Genomic DNA, 25,060 nt, shown 5'->3' with positions numbered 1-25,060 from the left:
GTCTTGCATGCCCATCTTTTTCCTTTCGTAAAGTTGGGGAAATTTGTAGTTGACATCAGAAAGTTGTTAGCTGAATTTTTATTAAGTCTGGTAGCCATCTATTTATTTCCAATAAGTGAGAGAGAAAGGGAACTATTTCTGGTAATATATATATGAATTAGAGTTTTGGTAAATGGGTAAACCGAAGTTGAAACCAGAGCTTCCAAGCCTTCGTATATAAGCTAAAGGGGAGTATTGAGATGATAAATAAAGCTTGGATATTTTCTGTATTCACTCTACTTTCTATAACAATGTTACTGATTTATGATTTCTTTCCTGAGTTAAACAAATTTTTACGACTATCAACACCAATTTTCATTGGACTATTTCTAATGATCTTACTTTCTGGATTCTATTTAAATCGTATTAAAAATGAATCTTCCTTGCCATTCAATTTGGCATGGCAAGTTACACTTACATCGTATTTGTTCATTTTAATTATAGTATTTATATTGCTTGGGGGCGATTCCCAAGTAGGAATATCTTTGTCCAATCCTGTTCTATGGATTGTTCTTATGTTTACTGTTGTTGAAGATATCAGGCAGTATAGGAAAATGAAAAATGCTCAATCGAATTTAACTCCATAAATACGTTTTTATGGCATGTTGGTTTTAGAAAGGGTGAAGATAATACTGCAATCGATCGCTTTAAATAACTTACCGATGCTAAAGCACCCACGTTATAACTAGATGCTTGGGTAGTAATATAGATTTCCCCAGCTTTTGTGCTCAGTTGTTTTACTGTAGTTTTTTTGTAGATCTAGTATCTGATCAATTTTTGTTTCGTTTCGAATATTTTTCTTCGTCAATGGCATAAATCAATTCCAATTTATGCCATTGACGATTCACATGAAACTTGATATTATTTTCCTATTGTTTTTAAAACAAAAGATATACCTTGTATAAATTCAAGAAGATGGCTTGAAAGTTTCTACCAGCTACCGATATTAGCTGACTACAAGGAATGGGAAAATACTGGTATATTTTACTTCCTTTATGTAGAAAAGCTTTGGCCAACTAGTGGTCGAAGCTTTTTTTAGATTATAGGGAAATAAATGAATTATTTCTAAAATGACAGGTAGGCACATTCCCGTTCAATCTTTAATTTAGCAAATAGGAGATTCCAATATGAAAAACTTTTTTAAATTTGCAGAACGGGGTACTTCCTATAAAACGGAAACACTCGCAGGGATTACGACCTTCTTATCGATTGCCTATATTTTGATCGTCAATCCGATTATCCTTAGTCAATCTGGAATGGATCATGGGGCTGTATTCACCGCAACTGCGCTTACTGCAATTATCGGCACACTGCTGATGGGGGTACTTGCGAACTTCCCGATCGCCATTGCACCGAGTATGGGATTAAACTCATTCTTTACTTTCTCAGTATGTATTGGAATGGGCATTGATTGGCAAGTCACTTTAACGGGGGTTTTTGTTGCCGGCATTATTTTTATGCTATTAAGTTTATTTAAAATCCGAGAGAAGATTATTAATATCATCCCAATCGATTTGAAATATGCGATCGCTTCGGGTATTGGATTCTTTATCACATTTGTCGGGTTAAAAAATGGTGGCATTGTGGTCGGTAATCCAGATACAATTGTGTCGATTGGCGATTTAACGTCACCGATGACACTACTAGCTGTTCTAGGTCTTATTCTGACGATTATTATGTTAGTACGCGGCATTAATGGCGGTATTTTCTACGGTATGGTTATTACAACGATTGTTGGTATGATTTTCGGATTAATCGAAGTGCCTGCATCGATGGTTGGCAGTATCCCGAGCATGGAACCAACATTTGGTGTTGTGTTTGGCCATTTAGATGAGATTTTCACGCCAGAGCTCCTGACAGTTATTTTCACGTTCTTAATTGTAGCCTTTTTTGATACAGCGGGTGCATTAATTGGCTTAACGAGTCAAGCAGGCATGATGAAAGACAATAGGATTCCGAATATCGGTAAAGGCTTGCTTGCCGATTCGGCTGCGGGTGTAATTGGCGCTGTTTTAGGTACATCAACACCTGCGACCAGCGTTGAATCTTCAGCTGGTATTGCTGTCGGAGGAAAAACCGGCTTTACCTCTGTCGTGATTGCTGCTTGTTTTGTCGTTGCTTTATTCTTCTCACCACTTGTTCACGTTATTTCAGTGGAAGTGACATCAGCTGCATTAATTATTGTAGGTGCACTAATGGCCATGGAAATCCGTAGAATCAACTGGACAAAGTTAGAAATCGTGATCCCGTCATTTTTAACAATTATTATGATGCCGCTAACTTCCAGTGTGGTCATCGGAATTGGGTTAGGTTTTGTTCTGTATCCAATTTGTTTAGTCGCACAAAAGCGTTCTAAACAAGTGCATCCAATGATGTATGTGCTCTGCCTGTTATTCCTTTTATACTTTGCTTTTATCGTGTAGGAGTACAAGGAGAATGCAGTTGCGGGGAGATAGAGAGCGACGCCTGAAGGAACATAATGACCTCCATTCTTTTTAGGCAACGAAATTAATGGATTTCAACCATAGAAGACATAGGTTAGTTCAGCTAATCTATGGCTTTTTTTACCTCATAGATAACTTAGAAATCCTATTGTAAGTAAGATTATTAAATAATTTTATTTCAATAGTTTTTACAGGGATATTTCTTGTCGTTTGCATCAGTTTGATTCAATTAAGTTAACGGCCAATGTGGTGATAGTTCAACTAACGGATAAGATTAGGAAACCTTTACTCGGTGTTTCCCGTATCACTAGTAGGTAGGAATGGGTCAGTTAGGATAAAAGTTTTAAAAAACACGTGGCTTTGCTATTCTTGGTTATACTTTTAGTTACGTATATCAGTAAATTAAGATTGAAAAAGGAAGAGACGATTTTCAGAATTTCAATAAAAGATATGAAAGCGATCAAGGAGTGATTGGGGAATTATTGAAGGTTATTCAATGATCTATATTAAGTAAACAAGTACACTAACTGAAATGTAAACGCTTCATTAAAATGATTGGATCGTCTAAGAAAAAATTGCCAGGAAGGAAATGAGTTTATTGGTTGAGAAATCTAGTGTTGATTGTGTAACGCCTACTAATTTTGGTCTTTTATTTCTTAATGGTGACAGCGAGTTGATTTACAAACAATGTATAAAAGACTTTCAAAGACTGACTACAGCCGATCAATTTGAGGAACTAATCACTAGCTTTAATGAAAATGTGACAAGTTATTCAGTGAAATTCACTGCTCAATTTGGCCCGCTCACACATTATATTTGGGTGGATGCTGCTGAACGTAAAGCTATATCTGTATATTTTGATGAGGAAAACCAAATCCACAGATTGCTAATTAAACCGTATGCAAAGTACCTCAAACCGATGCAGTTTATTCGAAGCAAACTTATACGATGCCGGTTAAAGAAGAGTGGACGGTCTTTTGGGGAGGCGCCAATGAATTCTTGAACTATCATTATGTATATGAAAATCAGAGATATGCCTATGATTTGGTTATTACTCACAATGGAGAAACTTTCAGCAACAATCGACTGAAAAATGAAAACTTCCATGCATTTTCAAAGAGTGTGTATGCTCCTAATGATGGAAAAGTTATAAAAATCGAGAATACCATACGTGATAATATTCCGGGAGAGATGAATGAAGAGGCCTTTATAGGTAATTATGTAATTATTAAGCATGACGTAAATGAATATAGTCTAATCGCGCACTTGAAAAGGTATAGTATTACTGTACAAGAAGGTGCAAATGTTAAAACCGGTGAATTGATTGGACTGTGCGGCAACTCGGGAAATTCTTCGGAACCTCATATCCACTTCCAGGTAATGGACAATGCTTCTATTTCAAAAGGGCAGTCGATTCGCATGAAATATCATAACGGCAAAGAGCCCATCCAAGGAGATCTCGTGAATTTTTCGGCTGCTATAAAAGAACAGAAGCTGGACAGTTTGGATAAAGCCGAGATGGCCTTCACCTTGTCGGATATTTTACTTTTCATACCTCGCCTAATCGTTTCTTATTTCAAGTCGTGAACAGTAACCTTGGTTGATAGTTTGATTGGAAGGAAATTATTCTCGTATCAAAAGCGACGAGACCCATCAATTAAGCTTTATTCTAAAAAACAAAGGGAGGCGATTTTAATGAAACGTTTCTTTTACTATTTTGCTTGGACCATTGGGATTGGTCTATTAGGAATGAAGTGGGAGTTCCAGTTAAAAGAAACGGCAAGCATGAATTTTAATATCCTTCCGGTTGTTCCGTTTTCTGCAATTTTCCCTATTGTACTAGGGATGCTATTCCGGTTACCACAACTGATTATTAAAATAAAGGAAAATAAAAAATGGACGTTCGATTGGACTAAATTTCTTGCAGTTGCATTGCCGGCTCTATTAATAGTAGTTCTGTATATTTTATCTTACTTAGCAATCGTGCCTGTTGTACTTTTACTATTAATCGGCAGTCAAACCCTCGTAACAGTAGCAGGAATCGTTTTCGGGTACACGTTGCTAGATAGTTTTAAAAAATAACTATAGTCCTTCTCGGGCGCTAATCTGACGTAGGGAATAGCGCCAATGCTATAGATAAAGACGATATTGCTGGAACAATGCATTGTAACTTTTCACGTCAAACCGTGAGCCGGATAACCCAACTGAAACCCTTAGCTCACAGAAATTCAAGTTATGTCTCCATTAAATTAAAGGAGTGAAATTAAAATGAACGGAGATGCTCTGGTTTGGATTGTTTTATTTCTGTCTATTGTAATCTGTGATTATGTAGCAGTGTATTTATACAAACAAAAGAGATTCCCTTTATGGCTTTCTGCAATTGGTATGGCACTTTTAGTTCCGGTAATCGTCTTTTCCTTTGTGTCTGTTGGGGTTAGTTATAATAACATCGTTGGGCTTGAACCGGATGACACAGGTGAAGGGGTAGCTTTTGCCGGAGGATTTATAGCAGTAGTCCTTGGATTACATTCGATTATTGTGTTTGTTATAGGGGTCATAGTAAGTATTTATAATTTCACAAGAAAAACACAAAAAGTCAAAAAAGATCATGTGTTATAAACGCATGATTTTTTATATTTTGCATGCAAAACACATAACTGTTCGCACATGATATCTATCAAAGCAACTCCCGCTAAGGGCATTTTTATAGGATTAAGGAGCGTACGGTTTTCAATATCAAATTAAATTATGAAACTTTCACTTGATGTTTTCCGTACCAATAGTTGGAAGGAAAGGATTGGTGAGGTTGAAGATTTATAAACAGACTGCGTTTTATACCGTTATCTTTTGTATAATATTGTCTTTAAATGCTCTTATTTTCAACCCGCGAAATATCACGAGCATTTTTGAAAAAGGGATTTTACCCGGCGTGGGAGTTCTCATGTCTGCTGTGGCATTATTATTTTTAATTATACTTTTCGTCACGTATATCAGTAGATTTAGTGCGAAAAACAAAGAGGTATAACTTTCATTTTCATGCCAATTAATAAAACAGAAAAAGATCGGTGGCATTCCTATGTACTTCACTCAATTGTATTTATTTACGTTATCAGCATTTGTGAGTTCAGTTGGCGGTTTTATTTTTTATAAATTAAGCAATAAGTTTCTGTTTCCTAAAAAACTTAGTTATATATTGGGAGGCGTAGTGTCCTTACTATTAAGCTATAGTTTTGCACTATTGTTTATCTTACCTTCACTTTTTTATGGGCTTCTCATTGGATTAGCAGTTTACATTTTATTTCTTGTATTATCAGAAAAAAAGTCATAAAAGTGTTTGTGTCAAATGGGCATGAGAGCTGAACAAATAAATGCTACATTTTAACCGGATTGTGAAAATGTCTAGTACCAGGAGGGCTATGTTGAAAATAACCAATATAGTGCTACCAATCATGGGCACAGTAGCAGGTATTATGTTGCTAGTCACAAAAAATTATTATTTTCTATTACTAGTCAGTTGATACTTAGATCGGACCATTTTCTAAGAAGAAATTCGATTGGCAAATTGAATAATTTAGGGAGAAGATTTGGAATGAAATATTTTGTAGATGATGACCATTGGGATCTATTGGGCTACGTAGAGGAATTAAAAAAGATCTTACCTAGATTTAATAAACAGACCTCAATTTTTTTGAAAAAACACTCATTCCATGATGGAAAGGTCGTTTCCATTACGGCTGTAAATCAGGAAAACGGTCAAACAAAGGACCCTACCACCATTAAAATGGTCATTGAGCAATATGAAGAGGGTGCGGGGATATTTGAAATACAATGGTTAAACGTCCGTAAGTTTTTGATGGATTTTGATATAACACGAAATGTTTACGGTAATAAGCCCAATGAAATTGTCTTCGGCGGAAGAAAAGGTCTTGATGATTGGGGTTATGATGAAATTCTACCGTTGAGTAAAAAAAAATTACAACATGAAATATTTTTATTTTCACAAACGAAAATACTTATACATTGCTCTGATATTAAAATCAGAAAAATTAAGACCTAGAAAACAAGATGCTTTTTTTCCATATTCCGACCTTTTATTAGCATTAAGAAGTGTCTGTTTTTATCATTGGAGCATTTGTTGAAATTCAAAAATAGTATGTTCATTACTAAACTAGGGGGAATCCTTCTGGGAGAGACTATTCTTTATGGATTTTTTCTTGTCACTGTATATGGCATTTTAATTTTAGTCTATATTTTTCCAAAAGAAAGTCTGTTGTTGTTCGGTAGATCGAAGTGTAAAATTGAACCTAAATTCTCAGACTTTAGGATTCGTTTGAACAAGTTTCTTGCGCTCACGGTTATCCTCTTTTTAACATTTATGACAGTTAGCATGTTTGTCGACAATGTAGGTGTACGTATGGTATTTGTATTTTCGTTTGTCATCTACCTAAAATTGGAAAAAGGGGAACAAGAGAAATTTAGAGTGGAGTTAAAATATCCTACTATTGTATTTGGCTTATGTGCACCTGTTTTAGTTTTACTGCTATTATTTTCTGGCATCTTTTCAGCAACGAAGCCGATTCAACATATTGGGACGATATTGTTGATCATTAGTTGTTTATCACTATTTACTTTAAGCTCATTAGGGCGGAATCGAATGAAGAATTGGGCTCTTTCCTGGTCATTTGTCGGCCAAAGGTCTCCTGGATTCTTGATTCACTGAGGGGGGAATGCTGTGAAAAAGGGAAGCGTTGGAATGATAATATTTACTTGTATATTTGTTATGCTCATAATGCTGTTGTTTGAATTTTTAATTCCTACTACTAGGATTATCCGAGTAATAATTGCTGGGTTATCAGCTTTAGTCGGTGGTTTGATAGGAAATAAATTATTTCCAAATAAAGAATGAAAGAACTATGTCCCATTTTTTAGTACTTATATTTATAAAGAAATGGTTATGTTCCCTAAATAGAGAGAGACAATAAACCTTTAATAAGATTTCAATAAATACATAGCAAGAAGATACAAATCAAATCTGGCGGTGATAAAGTGAATAAAAAAGTATTCAACATATTCGGTTGGGTATTGCTTATAGGGTTGGGTGGTTCGTGGATCTGGTTTGGTTATTTGGATATCTACTTATTATGGCTCCCCGTGACGTATCTCTGTTTTGCCATTAGCGATGGTCGTATCAAGAGATTAAAGAAGATGAAAAAGCTATCCGTATCTCAATATTTACAGCTTGTCTTTTCGTTTATTTTGTTTGTAATGGTGGCATATTTCCTTATTCAACTAGCTAATTACTTGATCAGGGATGTTTTGCATCTTCACGGATCGCATAAAACCTTTAGTCAAATAATTGCAGTCATTCTTGTGTTATACCCTGTAAAATTTATGTTTGGCAGTATAATTTATAAAGTGAATGAAGAATTAAATTCCAAAAATTAAGGCTAGAGGAATTGAAGAGAACTCCAACAGGTAATTTTAGTGATGCTTTTAATAGGGCTTATATTGGTAGACTTGAAAAGTAATTTAGCGTCTAATTAAAAATATTGGTGGGGATCAGAGGTTGGAGCATCTTAAAATAAATGGATACATTGTCAAGGTGGATAAAAGGAAAACAAAGGAGTTATATAAGGAACTTCCACTTGTTTCAGAAAAAGCCCATTGTGGATGTCCTGAGTGTTCATATTACGCCAGGGCGATTATGCAAACAACACCTGATATTAAGCAGTTTTTTGATCAGCTTGGTATTGACCCAAGAAAGGAAGCAGAGGTATGGAGAGCTGCTGAAAATGGGGATGGAACATATTATTATGTAGCCGATTATCATTTTATGGGGGAGATTCAGGATGTGAGTGAATTGGATTGGATCGAAATAGATGGAGCATTTTTTGGCTTAACAAATTTAACAGGAAACTTGCATTCATCAATGATACCGGATACTTTTCTTTCACCTATAGTTGAATTGATTGTAAGGATAAATTTACGTAGTGATTTTTAGTTTTCGAACTTTGAGAAGGTTATCACCAAAAACATTGGAAAGTTTTCTAATTGTATAAGTAGATAGTGAGGAGGGCTTATTTTGATGAAAAAGAAGAAACAAGTAATCAAATTATCGTTTATAAGCTTAATGCTCGTGCTATCTGGAGTTTTATAAGCTTAATGCTCGTGCTATCTGGAGTTTTATTAGCTGCTTGCTCAAAGGCGGGCGCAGAAGATGTAAATGTAGGAGTTATAAAAAATGTTTTGGAACTTCAATTCAATGGTCCAGACGAGAAATTTATGGCACTTATTCATGATCCTACGTATACGACCGTTGTAGAAGGTTATGGAGTGAACTCTGAGTTGGATAAGTATGTACAAGAAGTATATGGTCCTTACTTTACAGAGTTATATGTCGAAACCTTTCTTAACACTATTGGATTGAATTATCCAGTTACAGCTTATAACTCAGGAAATAAGTTGAGATTAAAAGATGCGGTTATTGAGAAATCGAAGGAAGCTTCCAATCGCTATACATTCTCAGCAACAGTCGGATATCAGAAAGATGGAGAGAAAGAAAAATCTGCTGAGGTATCAGGTGTCGTTCTCTTTTCTACAAAGGAAAAAGGGAAAATCGGTAAGTTTGAATATGTGGATGACAATGGTTTTTCTGAAGAATTAACGGCAAATGAATAATTGTTTTAATGCGTAAGCATCAGAAGTATTATCATTCCAACAATCGGGCCATTTAGCGAAATAAATAGCCGTGGCTGTCTATTGCTAGGTATATATGATGAACAAAAACACAGAAGGGCTTGAGTAATATGATGATTTTAGCACCTTTTTTAACAGCTGTTATATTGGGGAGTACTATATTGTTGATTACTTGGTGGTTTAAGAAGATGCACTTTTCTTTGTTTGTTCAGACATTACCCGGAATCTTAACAGCTATAACGGCGATTGTTCTGTTTTACATTGGTTTTGTAAACATTAAGGGATTCGAAGGGGCAGCTTACGGATTTCTTGCTTTCTTTTTAATTAGTTTTGCAGCTATTTCTTTTGAAATGGCCAAGAAGAACAAGGAGGAAAAGTAATGTCCAATAAAGTAAAATCAAGAAAAATAATTTTAGATTTAGCCGTTACTCTAGATGGATTTATTGAAGGAAAAAATGGGGAAGTTGATTGGTGCATAATGGACCCTGAAATGGAGTTTACTAATTTCCTACATCAAATCGATACAATTTTATATGGAAGAAAAAGTTATGATTTATGGGGACAATATACCCCCACAATCAAAGCTGCTGATGATGAAAAAGAAATGTGGGAGTTGATTCACAGTAAGGAGAAATATGTATTTTCCAGAACGCAAAAAGGGTCTAACAATAAAGCACTATTTGTGAATAAAAATATATCCGAAGAAGTAAAAAAATTAAAGAGTAAGCCTGGTAAAGACATCTGGTTATACGGTGGGGCAAGCCTCATCACCACTTTTATGGATTTAGGGCTTGTTGATGAATTTAGATTATCTGTTCACCCTGTGGTTTTGGGGGAAGGGAGACCACTGTTTATTGATATAAGACAGAGGTTGAATTTGAAATTGATTAACACCACAACTTATTCTTCCGGCGTTGTTCAATTAATCTACCATTTGGATAGAAATTAAATACAAAAATGTCATTAGGCAATATTTGTTAGTAAATTTTACAACAATCGTGTGCAATTCTTGAACGAGAATTTTCGTTTGTTCAGAAATAGAGCCAAATTGTTAAAAGAGGATTGTCCTGTTAAAAGAAATGAGGATGGAATATGTCAGTAGATCAATATATGCAAGAAAAGTTTCCTAACTTAAAACTTAGACCACCACTATTTTATAATTGGAGTATTGGTATTCGCTATGAATTAGGAGTGAATTACGAATTAGAAAATATCCATGAAAGCCATTCTTATTTAGAGGAGGTTTATAAAAGAGCTAGTACTTTATTTAAATCTATCCATTCGTCGAACGATGATGTTTACATCGTAGTGGATGTGAATGACTTTGGGGAGCACAAAGCTTACAAGAGAAAATTAAACATCTTTACTAAGTATGTAAAGGAAAAAGCAATCCTATTTAAGTTACAACACCATATAATTCCTTACATTTTTCCAGAAGATGACGAGGAAGGAACATATAGCACACATAGATTCAGTTTAAAATGTAAAGTATCTGATTTTAACTACTCTCCTATACTTAAAGCAATTTGCAACCAAGACATGGGAGTAAGGCCAAGTATTTTTCACAGAATATATTTTATCAATGTCAGTAAAAACACGATCTTTCACATATATGATGATCGTGGTTGTGATTTGCTAGCTAACTCACTAGATACAATTCGAGGTAATTTTGAAGAATACAATGAATGGATATTAGATTACGACCGAGACGAGATTGATAACATCTTTAAGAAGAGCCACTGAATTACTCGAACAATCATATGTCAGAATCGAGTCAGACTTTAAAGCAACATATGACCAAATTTTTCTTAAGTGGTAGGAAAGAATAAGAAGGGATTATAAATGACATGAGCTATAATGAGACATTTAATCGCTTTTCTCTCTATTTTTTAGCGATCTTGATTTCCACCGTACTTTTTGGGTTCTCTTAGCAATCTATTCAATAACATATTTACATGATTCTTGGAATTTCGGTCCAACAATACTGGTAGTGATCCTTTATTCATTTCCGTTTTTTATGTTTGAGGCTTTCCCAGTTTCATTGTACATCGATTTTTCCGCTAGAATTAAAAATTGTTCGAAATGGATAAAGACGTTTTTATATGCGGGTTTCGGCAGTTTGGCAGGTCTTTTGGGGAGCGTAGTTCTATATGATTTATTTCCAATTTTGTCTATGCTTATTTTCGGCATGGTCGGTGGAGTTATTCACTATTTCATATTGGCACTAATAAAAAGATTATCAAATAGCAACGTTGCCGGTGATTTGTCTGGAGGAAAAAGCCGTACAACGTTGTGCCAGTAAAAGTTCATTTAACTGATTACAAATAGGTAAATTAAGGAGGGTTTTAATGAAGTTGTTGTTATCCGTTCTCTTAGCAGGGTTTTTAGGCACCTTGGTTTTCCTCGGTCCTATTGGAATATATATTTTATGTGCAATTATTGTTGGAGTCATTTTCAGGTTATTTATCTTAATTAATGAGATACATAAACAGGTAGTACCGATCAATAGCAATGACAGATCGAAAGATGTTTATGAAAGATACATAAAAGAGAGGGAAGAAAGAGAACGGGAAACTAATGTATGATGTTCTTGTATCATAGAGAGTATCTGTATAAAAAATGATCGCGAAGTTCCAATAGTCCAGCCTATTGAAACAATCGTGAATGTTTAAAAAAGGAGTATGATTCCAAATCGTAACGTCTACTATGCCAAACATAATCGATAAGGCTTTATTTAAAAGAGCTATTAAGTTTTTCATATTTGCAGCATCCATAACAATACTTGCCGCAATCATAACGTACATAATCAATCCGGATTTAAAAGAGGTAATGAAAGGAATAGACAGTAGGGCGTCCGAACAAGTTAAAGAAGCTACTGGTGTGGATAAAGTATGGTCATATATTGTAAATAACGGTTTCATGGTACCTTTTCAGATGTTTATCCTAGCCTTGATTCCAATACAATTTTTGTATTTTCTCAATATCATTACAACAGTCTCCTTGCCAGGAATTCTTTTTGGAGTTGCGTTGCAAAGTGATTTTGGAAAAGGCTGTGAAATTATACTTTCTTCTCTTCCTCACTATGTTTTTGAGGTTTTTGCGTTATGCTTACTTGCAGCGGCTCTATTTGAATTGAACCGAGTGATTAGAGCGAATATAAAAAGTATATTTAAGAAAGATAGATTGGGATTATCATTTATTAAGCCATTTTTAGCAACTATAAGGACGTACGCTTTTTTTGTTTTACCCATCATTATTTTAGCCGCATTACTGGAAACGTACATAGCCGATTTCCTATACAATTTATTTTAATTGATAGAAAAAACTTTTTAAAAGGAGCGGAGCGTCATGGAATATGCTGCAGACAGGACTCAAAGCAAATATATGATCGGGGTAGCGGCTCTCATATTATCGGCAATCCTCACTGCGCTAAGTCAGGTTTATTATGGAAATCGGGTACAATCTGTTCATCCTTTTTTATTCACCGGCATTAGTTTTTTTATTACGACTTGTTATTTTCAATGGTTTGCACGTAAGCAAAGGCTGCCTTATTATTGGCGGAAAGCCATTTCTCCATTAGTAAAGTTGAATCTTTCATCCGCGTTAACGTTCATGGGTTTTTACTATGCGTTAAAGTATATTGAGCCAGCCATTGTCAGTTCATTGGAGATGGGGATTGGCCCTTTGTTTGTCATCTTGATTGCCCTTTTTCAAAGAAAAGCCGTTACACTAGAAAAATGGGGAATAGCAGTTGGAACTTTGCTTACGACTTTTTTGCTAATTTATGCAGTTTTCACGGGACAATCCGCTACCGCAATACAATGGGATGTGAATGTTCTTCTTGGTATTTTTGCGAGCGTGGCATGTGGTTTAGGCGCAGTGTTATGTACTATTTATTCCAAGCAGTTAAGCAATGAAGGCTGGACGAGTTCAATGATATTATCAAAACGATTTTACGGTATTATTTTACTATCATTCTTTTTTACATATGATCTGATTTTTGATTATACGCTAGAGAATATTGGATGGATTTTGGTAATAACATTTACAGGTGTTCTCATCCCCATGTACTTACTGCAAAAAGGAATACAGTACTGTGAAACTTTTTTGGTTATGATGTCTTTATGTTTCATACCTGTTATTACCTTTTTCTTGCAGTTGTTTGATTCGAGACTGCAATGGTCGAATTTAACTCTAGTAGGGGTATTGCTGTTATTCGGGCTAGGAATTTCGAGTGTGTATGTGGAAAGGAAAGCTTAACTCCCAATATCGAACTGTCCTATTTTGGTGATTCGCTTTCTCTAGCTTAATTTTCCCAATAGATTGCAACGATCCTAAAGAAACGTTAATAAAAAATTAATTGGAAGATGGTGGATCGGTCATGGGGAGTATTTTTGTAAAGTTAATTCTAATGATATCTGTTTTCAGTCTTTTCGTCTTTTTTCTTAATAAGATTCTTAGGAAATGGCTGAACGTGGAAAAGAAAAAGCCTTTTTCGTATGACCATGTAAATGCCAAACATAAAAAGATTGATTGGACAATTAGAATTGCTTCCACTGTTTTGCTGTTAATTGGTTATTCCGTTAACATTACACGCGTACCTACAGAGCGTATTTGGTTTTTGGAGACGTATTTCATTTTATTCGCCTTTATGATTGTATCTGAAACAGTTAGAGCTGTTATGGAAAAACGATATGCTGAAAATGGGAATAATTATATTTTCACGATTATTCAAATGGTAGTTTTCTCAATACTTTTATTTTCGTTATTTATAACTGATTTTTTCGGCTTATTTGGATAACCTTAATTAGGCGCGATTTATACAAATTTTATGATTAGAGATGCTTTATCAGTTAATTAAAGGGAGAGTTATATTATGATTATCGGTTTACACCATGCACAGATTACAATTCCCACTGGGGCTGAAGAAGAGGGGAAAAAATTTTATTGCGAAATTCTTGGTTTAACGGAGAGAGAAAAGCCAGATTCCTTAAAAGGACGTGGGGGATTTTGGTTAGAAGTCGGAGATCGAGACGTTCACGTGGGGACAGAAGATGGGTTTGACAGAGTCACAACAAAAGCTCACTTAGCTTATCAGGTACAGGATATTTCATATTGGCGAAGCGTGTTAAAACAGCATAACATTCAAGTGATTGAAGGAGTTCCCATCCCAGGTTTCGAACGATTTGAATTCAGAGATCCTTTTGGTAACCGAGTGGAGATGATCCAGGAAGTATGAGGTTGAGATTCAGAAGCTTGAGGTGAACCGGAAAAGAGAGGATGTTAGACCATGGATGGTAGTATATTTTTTGCTTTTCTTCCCATTTTAGGTTTGTTATTTTATATGGTTCCGGCTATATTCATTGTTTGGTTTCTAGTGAAATTCATTAAAATACAGGACCGCAGAAATGACATACTGCAGAATATTGCCGATAAGTTAGATAAGTGATAAGGACTCTGAAGGTATATCGTATGATTTATCAACAAAAGGATGCTAATTCACCTAATGGGCGCTGTTCTTGAAAAAAGATCAGCGCTCATTCTTCATAATTGGAGCTGATTTGTGAATTGAGTTCAGAAAGGGAAAATGCCAATGAAGAGTAGATTATTAGTAGCATCGGTAGTTTGTTTGTCAGTTTAGGCAGCTCTCTCGTGTTCAATTTGAATTCACTTAGTTGGACCTTTAAAACGACTTATTTTGTTATTGTTGCAAGTGTTTTAATCGTTATCGGGGTAGTCCTTCTCTTCTGACTCTTCAGAAAACCGGAAAACCGTGTAAGACTGATAGTGTAAAAATTAATGGGTTTAGTCTACGAAGAACACTGTGCCTGAATCGGATCCAGATTACAGAATAAAATATAGTAATATCTCATTGAGTAATTATGAGGGGTGTAATTTGTTTGGGAAAAGATCGTCTGTGTGGAGGGGTAAAATGATTAATAAGCGTATTTTAAAAACAATTAATTGGTTTGTGTTCATATCCCTTGTTTTGATAGGGGTTATTACAGCAGTTTTTGCATTTTTAGATATAAATAGTACATCACATTCTTTTGATGCTGATCAATCTCGCGCTGAGTTTCGTTGGAGTTCAATACACACAGCTTTCTCGGTAGTATTAATTCTTCTTTTGACCTTTTTGGGATTAGGTTGGAAGCGACTGTTTCCTTTCAATGTTCCCATTGCTTTGATCATAGCAGGATTATTGTATTCGCTATTTTTTTTAACGTTTACAGTTGGCTGGGTAGGCATGGTGGGACTACTTGGCTTAGCCATTGCTATCGTGGTAGGAATGATATTAATAATAGTGTATTCCGTTTATTTATTGAATGAAAAACGGAAAAGGTCATCTAATAATACGTAGCCACCACTTTTTTCTGCAATTATTATAGGAAAATCTAATACGTCGATTGAAGTCTAGTGAGGAGTAAAGTAGCAATTTTAGGAACCCATTCGGACGGTTGTTTGATAGTTATTAGCCTTGTCAGAGATAAGGGCTTTCGCGAGCAATAAAATGTATCAGAAAGTTATACATCCAGTTCAATTGATAGAAAAAGGGGGGGACAAAGTGAGTAATCACAATAATAAGTTCTTTAATACTTTCATTTGTTTTCTACTCCTTTGGATCCTATTTGGATATAACCCTCAGTCAACGTTTTCTGCGAATGAACATATTGATTTAGAAAATAAATTAGAGAATTATATGCTAGAACACGAGGGAAATGTTGCTGGATTAGCAACGATTGTAATTGACCAAGGTGAAATCATTTACAAAATGAAAGGTTATTCAAATATAGAAGAACAACACCTAGTTAATGAAAATACGGTTTTTGAATGGGCATCCGTTTCTAAAATTCTAATTTGGATCAGTGTTTTGCAATTAGTAGAGTCAGGAATGCTTGATTTAGAAACAGATATTGAGACTTACTTGCCAAATAATTTCCGCTCCAAAACAAAATTTGAGGATCCGATCACGATGCAGTACTTAATGCATCATACAGCGGGATTTGATGATAGTTATACAGATTTAATGATTCATCGTCCAACAAAAAAGAGCTCCTTACGAGAAGTACTTGAAGAGGCCGATATTAAACAAATATTTCCTCCTGATGAAGTCGTTGCTTATTCAAATTACAGTAGTGGTCTCGCTGCCTATATTGTTGAGGAAGTGAGTGGTCTAGACTATCGGGAATACGTACAGAAGAATATTTTAGAACCACTTCAAATGACGAAAACCGCAATAGATCCTGAACAAGACGATAACAAATGGGTGAAAGAACGGCGGAAAGAAGTGCAGGGATATTCGAATACGCTGCAATTAATCGAACCTAATTTTTACTCGATTCCTATGTATCCAGTAGGTAGTGCTATGGGAACAGCTACAGATTTGCAAAAGCTGTTACAAGCGTTATTAGCAGAGGATGGAGCCCCCTTATTTAAAGATAAAAAAACGATTAATATAATGTTTGAGCCAACATTATATTACCCAGAAATTAATATCCCAAGGGTTGCAAACGGTTTATTTTATTTACCTTCGAAAAGTCAGCATGTTTATGGTCACAGTGGGAATTCTAAGGCTTTTAGCTCCTCATTTTATGTAGATAGAAAAGAACGTATCGGAGTTTTAGTGTTGACAAACATTAAAGATGAAAGTACGTTCACAGCGGGGATTCCTGAAATCATTTTTGGAGAATATGAACATGGAGAAAATGAAGAAAAAGTAGAAAATTCATCTCAGTGGAAAGGTATTTATGAGCCGGCCCGGTTACCACGACACGGATTTAGTAGAGTGTACGGGTTATTTTTAAGAAGCAAGACGAAGCAAAATGGGTCACACGATTTAATGGTAAACGACTTGAAGTATTCACAGCTAGAACCAGGCATCTACAGAACAGAAGATGGATTCAGTATACACAGTCTGGACCTTTATTCACATCATCCGCAAACTAAAAAAATGTTATCTAATATGTATTCAGATTTACTTTACGTCCCTTACTATAAACACTTCCTAGAGTGGGGAGGTATTATTCTAGGATTATTCGCTATACTGTTTTCTTTACTCTGTAGTATAGTCACGATTTTCAGAAGAATATGGAATGAAAAACATCTGCACTTATTACTATTTACTCAACATATTTTAAATCTACTTGTTTTTACTAATATTCTTTGGATAGTTTATAAGGCCTCATCTATGGTAAGTTATTCATTTCTTAAGCCATTTTTAACTTTAAATTTTGTTTATATAGTGATCACTCTTATCAATAGTGGGTTTATAATTGTTAAAATAAAAGGTAAAATACTATCTAAATATAAGAAAATCGTTTGGATTATGACAATTATTTTTACAGTTATTTTGTGCGTAAATATTTTGTATTGGGCGTTTTATTATTAAATATTTCATGTCGATAATGAGAAAATAATTTGAGATACCAAGTATAGATACAACCAAAATAGAACGACAATTTTAAAAATAGATTGTATAACAACCAGGCCATTTAGTTGAATAAAATAGCTAAGGGAAGTAGAAGAAAATATCATTGATTAAAAGGAAATGGTGGAGAATACCTTGAAAAAAGTTGTCATTCCCATATTAGGGGAATAAGAATTTAAAGGTTCTTTACCTCACCTAAGGAGAAATAATGAAATAATATTGATTTAATTACTGTCCAACTCAGAAGGTTGGTTCAGTTCAAGAATTTACTTAATAACAAGAGAATAAATCTATGCCAGTTATACCAATAATAAACATTGAAGAGACACCATTTAGTGACCTATTGTAAAGACACTGAATGGTATCCTATTTGTGAGGGGGGGAGGTTTTGAACGAGAAAAAAGAAGGTCGTGATGTTTATGAAGCCGTCGCAGACCCAACGAGACGTAAATTGCTACGTATATTGGCAGATGCAGGGGAGTTACCTTTGTACGAACTAACTGCCCCATTCCAAATAGGGCGTACTGCAGTTTCTAAACATTTGGCTATCCTGAGAGAAGCGGGTTTGGTTACCGTTCGTAAAGTTGGAAGGGAAACAAGGTATCGAATAAATGCGGCCCCCTTGCAGGAAATTAAAGACTGGGTATCCTTTTATGAGAACTTTTGGGTGGAAAAGTGTCGCATTTAAAAAAATTACTATCGGAGGAATAAACTAAGGCAGACGTAACATTAGATTTTCAATTTACAAGTTCTATTGAACAAGTGTGGAAGGCATTAACAGATTCAGATATGTTGGCAAAATGGATATGGAACAATGACTTTAAACCAGCTGTCGGAGAAAAATTCCAATTCCGTTCTGAGCCAAATGAATGGTGGGATGGAATTGTTAATGGAGAGGTACTCAAAGTTGAGGAACCTCATATATTGTCTTACACTTGGGCAAGCGCTGGAGAAACCACTACGATTACATGGACATTGAAAACAGGTGCGGACGCTGCTACACATTTGCATTTTGAACAAACAGGTTTCAGTGAGGAAACAAAAGCAACCAAAGGAGCTATTGAAGGAGCTAAATATAGTTGGACGAACTTTGGTGAGCAACTTAAAAAAGTGTTGGAACAATAATCGTATTTTGCTTTAATTAAATGAATGGATAAAATAGATCATGTTAAACAGATCACTAAAATGATCTGTTTTTCGTTTTAAGGAGAACAGGATGATGAGCTTTATTCAAGATACCTTATCAATATTCAAAAAGAGAGAATTGTTATTAATAGAAAGCAAAAAAGAGTCTGAAGGGGTATATTCCTTTCTATTCTAAAAAGAACAGGGTTTAACCTGGAAAGCAGGACAACATGGTCTGTTTATGATTATACATAGGAAGACAAAAAAACCGATACGGCCATTTTCTATTGCATTTGCTCCAACCGAGAATGTGATTAGACTCACAATGCGTATTAGTAACAACCAAGCGATTTTAAGAAAGCCATGTTAGAGTTAAAACAAGACATGAAACTTAAAATGAATGGACCATTAGGCGGGGGGGCGGGTTATCTCCAAAATAACAGTCCTTCCCTTCTAATTGCAGGCGGGATCGGAATAACACCATTTCGGTCGATAATAACACAATTGAAGACTGAAGAGATTGGACAGAATAATTTACATCTGCTTTATTTAGATAGCAATAAAGCATTTATATTTAAAGATGAACTTGATGGAATTGCCGAAAATACTTCAATAAGTGTAACTTAACTTGATTCAAGAGATGAATTACATCAGGAAATAGACAAGTTTACCAATGTATATAAGAATGGTAGTAAATACTATATTGCGGGACCGAAGCCAATGGTAGATACAATTTCAATATCCCTAACAAACAATAATATTTCAAAACAAAATATCAAAAAAGATGCCTTTTTCGGAAATTAAAAATTAACACACACAACCAGACCATTTTCTAGAAGAAAGGAGTTTTAATTTGAAAAAAATTGATGCATTAAAAGCCGGGGTTGCTGTAATTATTTTGAACCAAGAGAATCAAGTTCTATTGCAAAAAAGAGCGGATGTGGGCCTGTGGGGTATCCCTTCAGGACATGTGGAAATTGGTGAAACCGTGTCTGAAGCAGTTGTAAGAGAAGTAAAAGAAGAGACGAATTTAGATGTAAGAATTGAAAAGCTAATTGGTGTTTATTCCGATCCTAATTCACAAGTTTTCAATTATCCAAATGGCAAGACAGTTCATTTTATAACGACTTGTTTTCTTGCTGAAATTACAGGTGGAGAATTGAAATGTAATTCAGACGAATCGCTTGAAATTAAATTTTTCGGCCAGGATAATTTACCAGAAGATCTGTTAACAATGCACCCTCAATGGTTAGAGGATGCTCTTTCAAAAAAGGAAGCAGCATTTATTCGCTGACCAATATTCTGGAATCGTTTTTACGTTATCCATTTTTATATTCCGTAATAATAGGGTATGTATTGAAGGTAAACAGAAAAGAATAGTAAAAATACGTGAATGAATAGGAGGAAAACAAACCAATGGCATATATAATATTAATTATTGGATTTGCATTGTTAATAAAAGGAGCTGGCTATTTTGTTGACGGGGCTTCCAATATCGCGAGACTGCTTCAGGTTCCGCCTATTTTAATCGGATTAACAATTGTAGCTTTTGGGACAAGTTCACCGGAAGCGACGGTCAGTATTATTGCAGCACTGGAAGGAAGTGCTGAGGTTGCAGTAGGAAACGTAGTTGGAAGCAATATTTTTAACATTACTCTCGTCGTAGGAGTGGCTGCTTTTCTATATCCTTTGAAGGTTGAAAGTGAGACTATTAGAAAAGAAATTCCATTTACCTTACTCGCAAGTGTGGCATTGCTTATTCTTATGAGTGACATGGCATTGCAAGGGTTCAGCAGCAACATGATTACACGTGGTGATGGATTCATCTTCTTATTGTTCCTATCCATTTTCATGTATTACGTTATCGAGATTGGACTAAAAAGCCGAAAAAATGCTGCGAATGAACCCGTACCTGAGAATATTAGCTGGGGTAAAAATATATTAATTACCATATTAGGCTTGGCTGCTATTATATTTGGAGGGGATTTAGTAGTAGATAATGGTACAAAAATCGCCTACTCTCTTGGCATGAGTGAAACATTGGTGGGACTCACAATTATTGCAATTGGAACATCTCTTCCTGAACTTGTCACATCTATTTCGGCGGCACTGAAAAAAGAAAGTGAAATAGCACTGGGGAATATTGTAGGGAGTAATATTTTCAACATTTTATTTGTACTTGGTGCTTCGGCTGCAATCTCTCCATTAGCCGTGAATGATAAGGTGTTTATTGATGTGGTGTTCATGATCGTCCTAACTGTTGTGTTAATGATTTTCTCAAGGACCAATTTCAAGATTGGGAAGCGGGAAGGATCAGTGCTTGCTGCCGCCTATATTGTTTATTTGGTATATATTATAATACGGAATTAATGGGAATCGATATGCCCTGGGGTGCTGTATGAAACCCCGGGCTATAACAAGTTTCACATTTGGTGATGAGACTTGGTGAAAGAAGTCGCGGTATGACCAAAGAAGATGAAACGGTTGATGAAATTGACCTTGTGTTATCTTCTTTTCTATATGACGGAAAGATGATAGAGCCAGGTCCTTTTAAAAATTGCGTTTTTTACATAAGGAGAGAGTCGGCTTCGAATGTTAAAGTATATTATTTTTTATAAGGTTTAAGGAACTGTTGAAGAGACTGATGGAACTAACATCCTGCCGTCGCGTTCATAGTGGAACGAATAGAATAAGAACTTGATTCAGGTGGAAATTTTCTTTACCAAACTGCCTTTTTAAAATAAAGTATAACAAATATAATTAGATTTTTTAGGAGGTCAAAATGAGTGAGTAGTTCCCCAAATAAAATGAAACTTATCATTCCAAAAGGATGTGATAATGCTCCAAGAAAACAAATAGTCATTGACTTTACAGTAGCTATAGTTAAGCTGCAACATGAAATCATTAAGGAGTATGCAGTTGAATCAATTATATGGTATCAATTAAAAGATCATAAAAAAATAGAAGGTATAGGTTCATTTGTTACTACCTTGCAAGATGAAGTTAAAAACCTTGTTTCCTGCCTTGAAATTCACCAAGTGATAACTCACGGGAAATTTGCTTCTATAAATGGTGTGATTTCATTAATAAGTGGTACAGAAATTGACTTCTGTGATGTATATACATTTAGTAATAGTTCGAGGTCTGGAAAAGTTAAAGAAATTAAATCCTATAGGCTATAATCTGGAAAGTGAAGTTTTTAAAAACGGAACTAGAGGTGAAGTTGTGTATATTTTAGACCAAACGAATGAATTGGATATCGATTCACCTGAGTTCGATGTGCGAAATAACGAAGTGAAAAATCAGCGGAAAATGCTTTTTGATTATTTTATTATGAAAGCCTGTACTGTGGATATATTGATGTACAAAAGGTTAACTGAAGAGAAGATACTAAAGCAGATGAAGAAGCTTTTTAAAAACCAACGAGTAAAAACAGATCATCATGGTAAATGCTACAAATTCTTTTTAGATGACGCTGCCAGGAGTTGGATTACAGCAAATAATATCAGTGAATGTACGAGCGTTATATATGATAAACATGACAAAGTGATTGCCGATTTTAATAGACATGTATCGTTTTATGAACAAGTGCCTTTGCCATGTGGTGTGTTGCCAGTGAAAGAGCTGCCATTTCAACTGGAAATTTATATTCCCGATAAAGATAGAGAACGTGATGTAGATTTACAAGAACAGGCTAAATCGTATTATATCAATACGGACTATGATTGTATGGAGAAATTTGCTTTTGAAACAATTGAAAATCTTTATTTTTATCCATTGTCTATCTATATTGAAACGCACGACGGAGAGCAACGTCAAATGCAGAAGGATTGGGCGGAGTATGATGTAGAATATATAGACTCTGGGCAGCGTGTGTTGACCCTCTCTTCAAAAGGGATGTATCATGCGGAAGTCCCCGGCTTCTTTTTAACAGTAAAGAACACCGATAAATTAAATATTGTGTTCGAAAAATTATTTTACTTAGCATATCAAAACGACACGTTCATTGTATCTCAAAATAAGCTGGAAATCCGAACTGGCCGTAACCGAATTTTCAAATCAAGTGATAAAGTCGTTTTAACTTTCGATCATGATGCACAAGGGATTGTCCTATACAGCGCGCTGAATCTAGAAAAAGTAAAGAGCTATTTTACAAATTATATGATTATACATATACAACAAGAGAGTTAGGCAATTAACTTGCCTCTCAAATTCTTACAAAAGAATATTTTGTATTGGGCGTTTTATTAATAGAAATGGGGGTGTTTTAATGAGCAATTGATAAGAACTCATACAATTTAGCACGCAATACTATTTGAATACCGCCTAGTCAGGGTCTTTTTCATTGGTTGGCCAGCAAAATCACAAAATACAAAAACATCGCAAGCAAGCCAAGTATTAAACCGACGCGGGCCCACTCGACGCTGTGTATATTCAATTTGCCGGGGATTCAACATCCCGCCACTAATGAGCAATCAAAACAAAATCGCCTAAATCTTTCGAGTCTTGTAGCTGGGAGGAATAATACTCATTATCTTAAGTTGCGTAATATAAGGTATTGATAAGTCTATCATTGGAAATGGGCACCTTTATATAGGGATGCATATGCTAATTTATAAACATGCAAAGGCTAATATGGGGGTGCTGGGGTGGGTAAAGTTCATAGTGGGAATTTAACGTTTGATTATATCGTAATTGGTACTGGACCAGCTGGATCAGTCATTTCGAAAAAGCTGACAGATGATAAAAAAACATCCTTGCTTGTTTTGGAGGCGGGGGATCATAACAGTGGGGAGCAGCCAATAAGGAATTCGCTTTTTGCCCCGCCATTCATTCTAACAGATAACTATTTGCCTGAATATTTTTGGCAGGGAAAGGGTGTCCCACAGAAAAACGTAAATAGCCGTTCCTTTGAGTGGACGGGTGGACGGGACTCTAGGCGGCAGTTCCTCAGTTAATAATGAACAATATGTACGACCTTCGCAAGTGAATATAAAACAATGGGAGAAGAGCCTGGGTCAGCTTTGGTCGCCGGAACAGGAAACCTATCAATTTACCAAGCTTGAGAACTATAACGGCTCAACTTATAATCCATATGCTCGAGGATACGGTGGGCGGTTGAATATCAGACAGACCCCCGCGTACCCAACTGACATGGCAGAAAAGATGGTTTCAGCTATGGAACGGGCCACTGGTCTTTCAAGAATTCTTGACTATAATGACCCGAATACACCACTTGGTCCCTTTACGAGATGGCAACTTTATCAGATGCCTGACGGTCAACGAGAGAGTGCGAATACCGCCTTTCTATCGCCCGATGTTATGACTGTGAGTGGTCAAGGCGTAAATGAGAGAAAGCTAACAGTATATTATAATTCAACAGCTCTTCGTGTGATTTTTGATAATGAAAAACGCGCAATTGGCGTCGAGTTCCTTAGAGCAGGGAAGTGTGTCCGTGCGTACGTTCGCAGAAAGGTCATTGTATCCGCTGGAATCAATAGTCCTCAGCTGTTAATGCTTTCTGGAATTGGATCGTCAGACATCCTGGATAAAGTCGGAATCCCCATTGTGTTTCATAATCCCAATGTCGGAATGAACCTAACCACCCACTCCGCCAATATAGCTACTTTTACAACGAATCCAAACGACAAAGCACTGCCAGCCAATGATCCATTTGCACTTTATACAGGTGGAGCCTTTTTACCGGACCCAACGCCTGGATCTGATCCAAACCGTCGTGGGGTACAAATTATTGGCCAAATTGATTCCAATGGAATGTTAAACATTGTCTTTTTCCTGTTAGAACCAAAAAGCCGTGGTTCTGTTAAAATCCAAAACTATGATCCATTAAAGATTGTGCTTGCGGACGAGGGGTTTCTGAATAACCCAGCCGACCTGGAATCCCTTAAAACAGTTTACAAAATCTATATTAGAAATATTGCGGCGGAGCTATTAAAGATTGACTCAAAGTATCAACTTGTTTCGCCCACACTTGATACTATTAACGACAATAGCAAGCTTGAAATGTATATAAAGAACAACCTTGCCCCCACACATCATGTACAAGGTACGCTTCGAATGGCACCCAATGAAAAGAGTGGGGTTGTAGATGCCAGGGGACACGTTTTTGGCGTACAGGATTTGATAGTTGCAGATGATTCGATTGCACCGTTCGTTTCGGACGGTAACACCTCGGCGCCTGCATTCTTCATTGGAGCAAACATTGCGGATCATCTCCTTGCGGGTCATTAAACGAGGTGACAGTGGCTGCTATAATACAAGGTACCTAATGTGAAAAATCTTGAGATTTTCGATATTCACGATTGTT

At 35.8% G+C, this 25,060-nt stretch carries 33 protein-coding genes and 1 riboswitch; of the genes, 32 read left to right on the top strand and 1 reads right to left on the bottom strand.

Annotated features, from left to right (window positions below):
- The first annotated feature begins 239 nt into the window (after positions 1-239).
- The 30 genes from MKY93_RS09235 (at position 240) to MKY93_RS09095 (ending at position 22,923) form a co-directional block, all read left to right on the top strand.
- Positions 240-626, top strand: coding sequence for a hypothetical protein (locus tag MKY93_RS09235; RefSeq protein ID WP_340758873.1), 387 nt, complete (start codon positions 240-242; stop codon positions 624-626).
- Between the two features lie 290 nt (positions 627-916).
- A riboswitch (purine riboswitch) is annotated at positions 917-1,016 on the top strand.
- Positions 1,017-1,166: 150 nt separating this feature from the next.
- Complete coding sequence (locus MKY93_RS09230; RefSeq protein ID WP_078816687.1) at positions 1,167-2,462, top strand: NCS2 family permease; 1,296 nt, start codon at positions 1,167-1,169, stop codon at positions 2,460-2,462.
- A 619-nt stretch (positions 2,463-3,081) separates the two neighbouring features.
- Positions 3,082-3,486 (top strand): hypothetical protein, encoded by a 405-nt coding sequence (locus tag MKY93_RS09225; RefSeq protein WP_340758872.1) that lies wholly within the window; start codon positions 3,082-3,084, stop codon positions 3,484-3,486.
- Positions 3,432-4,070 (top strand): M23 family metallopeptidase, encoded by a 639-nt coding sequence (locus MKY93_RS09220; protein ID WP_340758871.1) that lies wholly within the window; start codon positions 3,432-3,434, stop codon positions 4,068-4,070. Before MKY93_RS09225 ends, MKY93_RS09220 begins: the two co-directional genes overlap by 55 nt.
- A 108-nt stretch (positions 4,071-4,178) precedes the next feature.
- On the top strand, positions 4,179-4,565 hold the full coding sequence (locus MKY93_RS09215) for a hypothetical protein (protein ID WP_340758870.1): 387 nt from the start codon (positions 4,179-4,181) through the stop codon (positions 4,563-4,565).
- Between the two features lie 186 nt (positions 4,566-4,751).
- The gene (locus tag MKY93_RS09210) at positions 4,752-5,102 is read left to right on the top strand and encodes a hypothetical protein (protein ID WP_340758869.1); all 351 of its coding nucleotides are present in this window, start codon (positions 4,752-4,754) and stop codon (positions 5,100-5,102) included.
- 970 nt (positions 5,103-6,072) lie between these two features.
- Positions 6,073-6,540, top strand: a complete 468-nt coding sequence (locus MKY93_RS09205) for a hypothetical protein (RefSeq protein ID WP_340758868.1) — start codon at positions 6,073-6,075, stop codon at positions 6,538-6,540.
- A 96-nt stretch (positions 6,541-6,636) separates the two neighbouring features.
- On the top strand, positions 6,637-7,203 hold the full coding sequence (locus MKY93_RS09200) for a hypothetical protein (protein ID WP_340758867.1): 567 nt from the start codon (positions 6,637-6,639) through the stop codon (positions 7,201-7,203).
- A gap of 12 nt (positions 7,204-7,215) precedes the next feature.
- The gene (locus MKY93_RS09195) at positions 7,216-7,389 is read left to right on the top strand and encodes a hypothetical protein (protein ID WP_176132474.1); all 174 of its coding nucleotides are present in this window, start codon (positions 7,216-7,218) and stop codon (positions 7,387-7,389) included.
- Between the two features lie 140 nt (positions 7,390-7,529).
- Positions 7,530-7,928, top strand: coding sequence for a disulfide bond formation protein DsbD (locus MKY93_RS09190; protein WP_340758866.1), 399 nt, complete (start codon positions 7,530-7,532; stop codon positions 7,926-7,928).
- 11 nt (positions 7,929-7,939) lie between these two features.
- Entirely contained in the window at positions 7,940-8,011 is a 72-nt protein-coding gene (locus MKY93_RS20420) for a hypothetical protein (RefSeq protein ID WP_354000718.1), read from the top strand.
- Positions 8,012-8,049: 38 nt separating this feature from the next.
- Entirely contained in the window at positions 8,050-8,484 is a 435-nt protein-coding gene (locus MKY93_RS09185; protein ID WP_340758865.1) for a hypothetical protein, read from the top strand.
- Positions 8,485-8,549: 65 nt separating this feature from the next.
- Complete coding sequence (locus MKY93_RS09180; protein ID WP_340758864.1) at positions 8,550-9,161, top strand: hypothetical protein; 612 nt, start codon at positions 8,550-8,552, stop codon at positions 9,159-9,161.
- A gap of 128 nt (positions 9,162-9,289) precedes the next feature.
- Positions 9,290-9,559 (top strand): hypothetical protein, encoded by a 270-nt coding sequence (locus tag MKY93_RS09175; RefSeq protein ID WP_340758863.1) that lies wholly within the window; start codon positions 9,290-9,292, stop codon positions 9,557-9,559.
- Positions 9,559-10,128 (top strand): dihydrofolate reductase family protein, encoded by a 570-nt coding sequence (locus tag MKY93_RS09170; RefSeq protein WP_340758862.1) that lies wholly within the window; start codon positions 9,559-9,561, stop codon positions 10,126-10,128. Before MKY93_RS09175 ends, MKY93_RS09170 begins: the two co-directional genes overlap by 1 nt.
- 143 nt (positions 10,129-10,271) lie before the next feature.
- The gene (locus MKY93_RS09165; protein ID WP_340758861.1) at positions 10,272-10,922 is read left to right on the top strand and encodes a DUF3885 domain-containing protein; all 651 of its coding nucleotides are present in this window, start codon (positions 10,272-10,274) and stop codon (positions 10,920-10,922) included.
- Between the two features lie 605 nt (positions 10,923-11,527).
- Positions 11,528-11,764, top strand: a complete 237-nt coding sequence (locus MKY93_RS09160; protein WP_221837939.1) for an ATP-dependent Lon protease — start codon at positions 11,528-11,530, stop codon at positions 11,762-11,764.
- Between the two features lie 121 nt (positions 11,765-11,885).
- Positions 11,886-12,491, top strand: coding sequence for a stage II sporulation protein M (locus MKY93_RS09155; protein ID WP_340758860.1), 606 nt, complete (start codon positions 11,886-11,888; stop codon positions 12,489-12,491).
- Between the two features lie 36 nt (positions 12,492-12,527).
- Positions 12,528-13,439 carry a DMT family transporter gene (locus tag MKY93_RS09150; RefSeq protein ID WP_340758859.1) on the top strand — a complete coding sequence of 304 codons (912 nt, stop codon included), beginning with the start codon at positions 12,528-12,530 and terminating at the stop codon, positions 13,437-13,439.
- Between the two features lie 121 nt (positions 13,440-13,560).
- Entirely contained in the window at positions 13,561-13,980 is a 420-nt protein-coding gene (locus MKY93_RS09145; RefSeq protein ID WP_340758858.1) for a DUF4181 domain-containing protein, read from the top strand.
- A 75-nt stretch (positions 13,981-14,055) separates the two neighbouring features.
- The gene (locus tag MKY93_RS09140) at positions 14,056-14,418 is read left to right on the top strand and encodes a VOC family protein (protein ID WP_078816670.1); all 363 of its coding nucleotides are present in this window, start codon (positions 14,056-14,058) and stop codon (positions 14,416-14,418) included.
- Between the two features lie 693 nt (positions 14,419-15,111).
- Positions 15,112-15,540, top strand: a complete 429-nt coding sequence (locus MKY93_RS09135) for an RND transporter (protein WP_078816669.1) — start codon at positions 15,112-15,114, stop codon at positions 15,538-15,540.
- A gap of 204 nt (positions 15,541-15,744) precedes the next feature.
- Positions 15,745-17,568, top strand: coding sequence for a serine hydrolase domain-containing protein (locus MKY93_RS09130; RefSeq protein WP_340758857.1), 1,824 nt, complete (start codon positions 15,745-15,747; stop codon positions 17,566-17,568).
- 427 nt (positions 17,569-17,995) lie between these two features.
- Positions 17,996-18,295, top strand: a complete 300-nt coding sequence (locus MKY93_RS09125; RefSeq protein WP_340758856.1) for an ArsR/SmtB family transcription factor — start codon at positions 17,996-17,998, stop codon at positions 18,293-18,295.
- 101 nt (positions 18,296-18,396) lie between these two features.
- Positions 18,397-18,732, top strand: a complete 336-nt coding sequence (locus MKY93_RS09120) for an SRPBCC family protein (RefSeq protein WP_445683485.1) — start codon at positions 18,397-18,399, stop codon at positions 18,730-18,732.
- 363 nt (positions 18,733-19,095) lie between these two features.
- Positions 19,096-19,359, top strand: coding sequence for a hypothetical protein (locus MKY93_RS09115; protein WP_340758854.1), 264 nt, complete (start codon positions 19,096-19,098; stop codon positions 19,357-19,359).
- A gap of 226 nt (positions 19,360-19,585) precedes the next feature.
- Positions 19,586-20,026, top strand: coding sequence for an NUDIX domain-containing protein (locus MKY93_RS09110; RefSeq protein ID WP_340758853.1), 441 nt, complete (start codon positions 19,586-19,588; stop codon positions 20,024-20,026).
- A gap of 122 nt (positions 20,027-20,148) precedes the next feature.
- A complete protein-coding gene (locus tag MKY93_RS09105; protein ID WP_221837955.1) occupies positions 20,149-21,102 on the top strand; it encodes a calcium/sodium antiporter in 954 nt (317 codons plus the stop codon).
- Positions 21,103-21,518: 416 nt separating this feature from the next.
- Entirely contained in the window at positions 21,519-21,914 is a 396-nt protein-coding gene (locus MKY93_RS09100; protein WP_340758852.1) for a hypothetical protein, read from the top strand.
- A 43-nt stretch (positions 21,915-21,957) separates the two neighbouring features.
- Positions 21,958-22,923 (top strand): hypothetical protein, encoded by a 966-nt coding sequence (locus tag MKY93_RS09095; protein WP_340758851.1) that lies wholly within the window; start codon positions 21,958-21,960, stop codon positions 22,921-22,923.
- A gap of 151 nt (positions 22,924-23,074) precedes the next feature.
- On the opposite strand, the gene MKY93_RS09090 is transcribed toward MKY93_RS09095, so the two are convergent.
- Entirely contained in the window at positions 23,075-23,170 is a 96-nt protein-coding gene (locus MKY93_RS09090; RefSeq protein WP_340758850.1) for a hypothetical protein, read from the bottom strand.
- Positions 23,171-23,381: 211 nt separating this feature from the next.
- Here MKY93_RS09090 and MKY93_RS09085 point away from each other — a divergent pair, with 211 nt between their 5' ends.
- Together MKY93_RS09085 and MKY93_RS09080 are read left to right on the top strand one after the other, a co-directional pair.
- Complete coding sequence (locus tag MKY93_RS09085) at positions 23,382-23,690, top strand: hypothetical protein (RefSeq protein ID WP_340758849.1); 309 nt, start codon at positions 23,382-23,384, stop codon at positions 23,688-23,690.
- The gene (locus MKY93_RS09080; protein ID WP_340758848.1) at positions 23,644-24,984 is read left to right on the top strand and encodes a GMC family oxidoreductase; all 1,341 of its coding nucleotides are present in this window, start codon (positions 23,644-23,646) and stop codon (positions 24,982-24,984) included. The genes MKY93_RS09085 and MKY93_RS09080 overlap by 47 nt, the downstream gene beginning before the upstream one ends.
- Positions 24,985-25,060: the final 76 nt, after the last annotated feature.

The organism is Sporosarcina sp. FSL W7-1283, assembly GCF_038003105.1.
In the GTDB taxonomy this organism is placed as follows: domain Bacteria; phylum Bacillota; class Bacilli; order Bacillales_A; family Planococcaceae; genus Sporosarcina; species Sporosarcina newyorkensis.
The sequence above is the reverse complement of the archived record's forward strand: the minus strand, read 5'-3'. Positions and strand labels throughout refer to the sequence as shown.

Bases quoted from the DNA above. Each gene is read 5' to 3' on its own strand.
- MKY93_RS09235 (WP_340758873.1), top strand. From the start codon at position 240: ATGATAAATAAAGCTTGGATATTTTCTGTATTCACTCTACTTTCTATA.
- MKY93_RS09230 (WP_078816687.1), top strand. From the start codon at position 1,167: ATGAAAAACTTTTTTAAATTTGCAGAACGGGGTACTTCCTATAAAACG.
- MKY93_RS09220 (WP_340758871.1), top strand. From the start codon at position 3,432: ATGCCGGTTAAAGAAGAGTGGACGGTCTTTTGGGGAGGCGCCAATGAA.
- MKY93_RS09215 (WP_340758870.1), top strand. From the start codon at position 4,179: ATGAAACGTTTCTTTTACTATTTTGCTTGGACCATTGGGATTGGTCTA.
- MKY93_RS09210 (WP_340758869.1), top strand. From the start codon at position 4,752: ATGAACGGAGATGCTCTGGTTTGGATTGTTTTATTTCTGTCTATTGTA.
- MKY93_RS09205 (WP_340758868.1), top strand. From the start codon at position 6,073: ATGAAATATTTTGTAGATGATGACCATTGGGATCTATTGGGCTACGTA.
- MKY93_RS09200 (WP_340758867.1), top strand. From the start codon at position 6,637: ATGTTCATTACTAAACTAGGGGGAATCCTTCTGGGAGAGACTATTCTT.
- MKY93_RS09175 (WP_340758863.1), top strand. From the start codon at position 9,290: ATGATGATTTTAGCACCTTTTTTAACAGCTGTTATATTGGGGAGTACT.
- MKY93_RS09170 (WP_340758862.1), top strand. From the start codon at position 9,559: ATGTCCAATAAAGTAAAATCAAGAAAAATAATTTTAGATTTAGCCGTT.
- MKY93_RS09165 (WP_340758861.1), top strand. From the start codon at position 10,272: ATGTCAGTAGATCAATATATGCAAGAAAAGTTTCCTAACTTAAAACTT.
- MKY93_RS09160 (WP_221837939.1), top strand. From the start codon at position 11,528: ATGAAGTTGTTGTTATCCGTTCTCTTAGCAGGGTTTTTAGGCACCTTG.
- MKY93_RS09155 (WP_340758860.1), top strand. From the start codon at position 11,886: ATGCCAAACATAATCGATAAGGCTTTATTTAAAAGAGCTATTAAGTTT.
- MKY93_RS09150 (WP_340758859.1), top strand. From the start codon at position 12,528: ATGGAATATGCTGCAGACAGGACTCAAAGCAAATATATGATCGGGGTA.
- MKY93_RS09145 (WP_340758858.1), top strand. From the start codon at position 13,561: ATGGGGAGTATTTTTGTAAAGTTAATTCTAATGATATCTGTTTTCAGT.
- MKY93_RS09140 (WP_078816670.1), top strand. From the start codon at position 14,056: ATGATTATCGGTTTACACCATGCACAGATTACAATTCCCACTGGGGCT.
- MKY93_RS09135 (WP_078816669.1), top strand. From the start codon at position 15,112: ATGATTAATAAGCGTATTTTAAAAACAATTAATTGGTTTGTGTTCATA.
- MKY93_RS09120 (WP_445683485.1), top strand. From the start codon at position 18,397: ATGTTGGCAAAATGGATATGGAACAATGACTTTAAACCAGCTGTCGGA.
- MKY93_RS09115 (WP_340758854.1), top strand. From the start codon at position 19,096: ATGTTAGAGTTAAAACAAGACATGAAACTTAAAATGAATGGACCATTA.
- MKY93_RS09105 (WP_221837955.1), top strand. From the start codon at position 20,149: ATGGCATATATAATATTAATTATTGGATTTGCATTGTTAATAAAAGGA.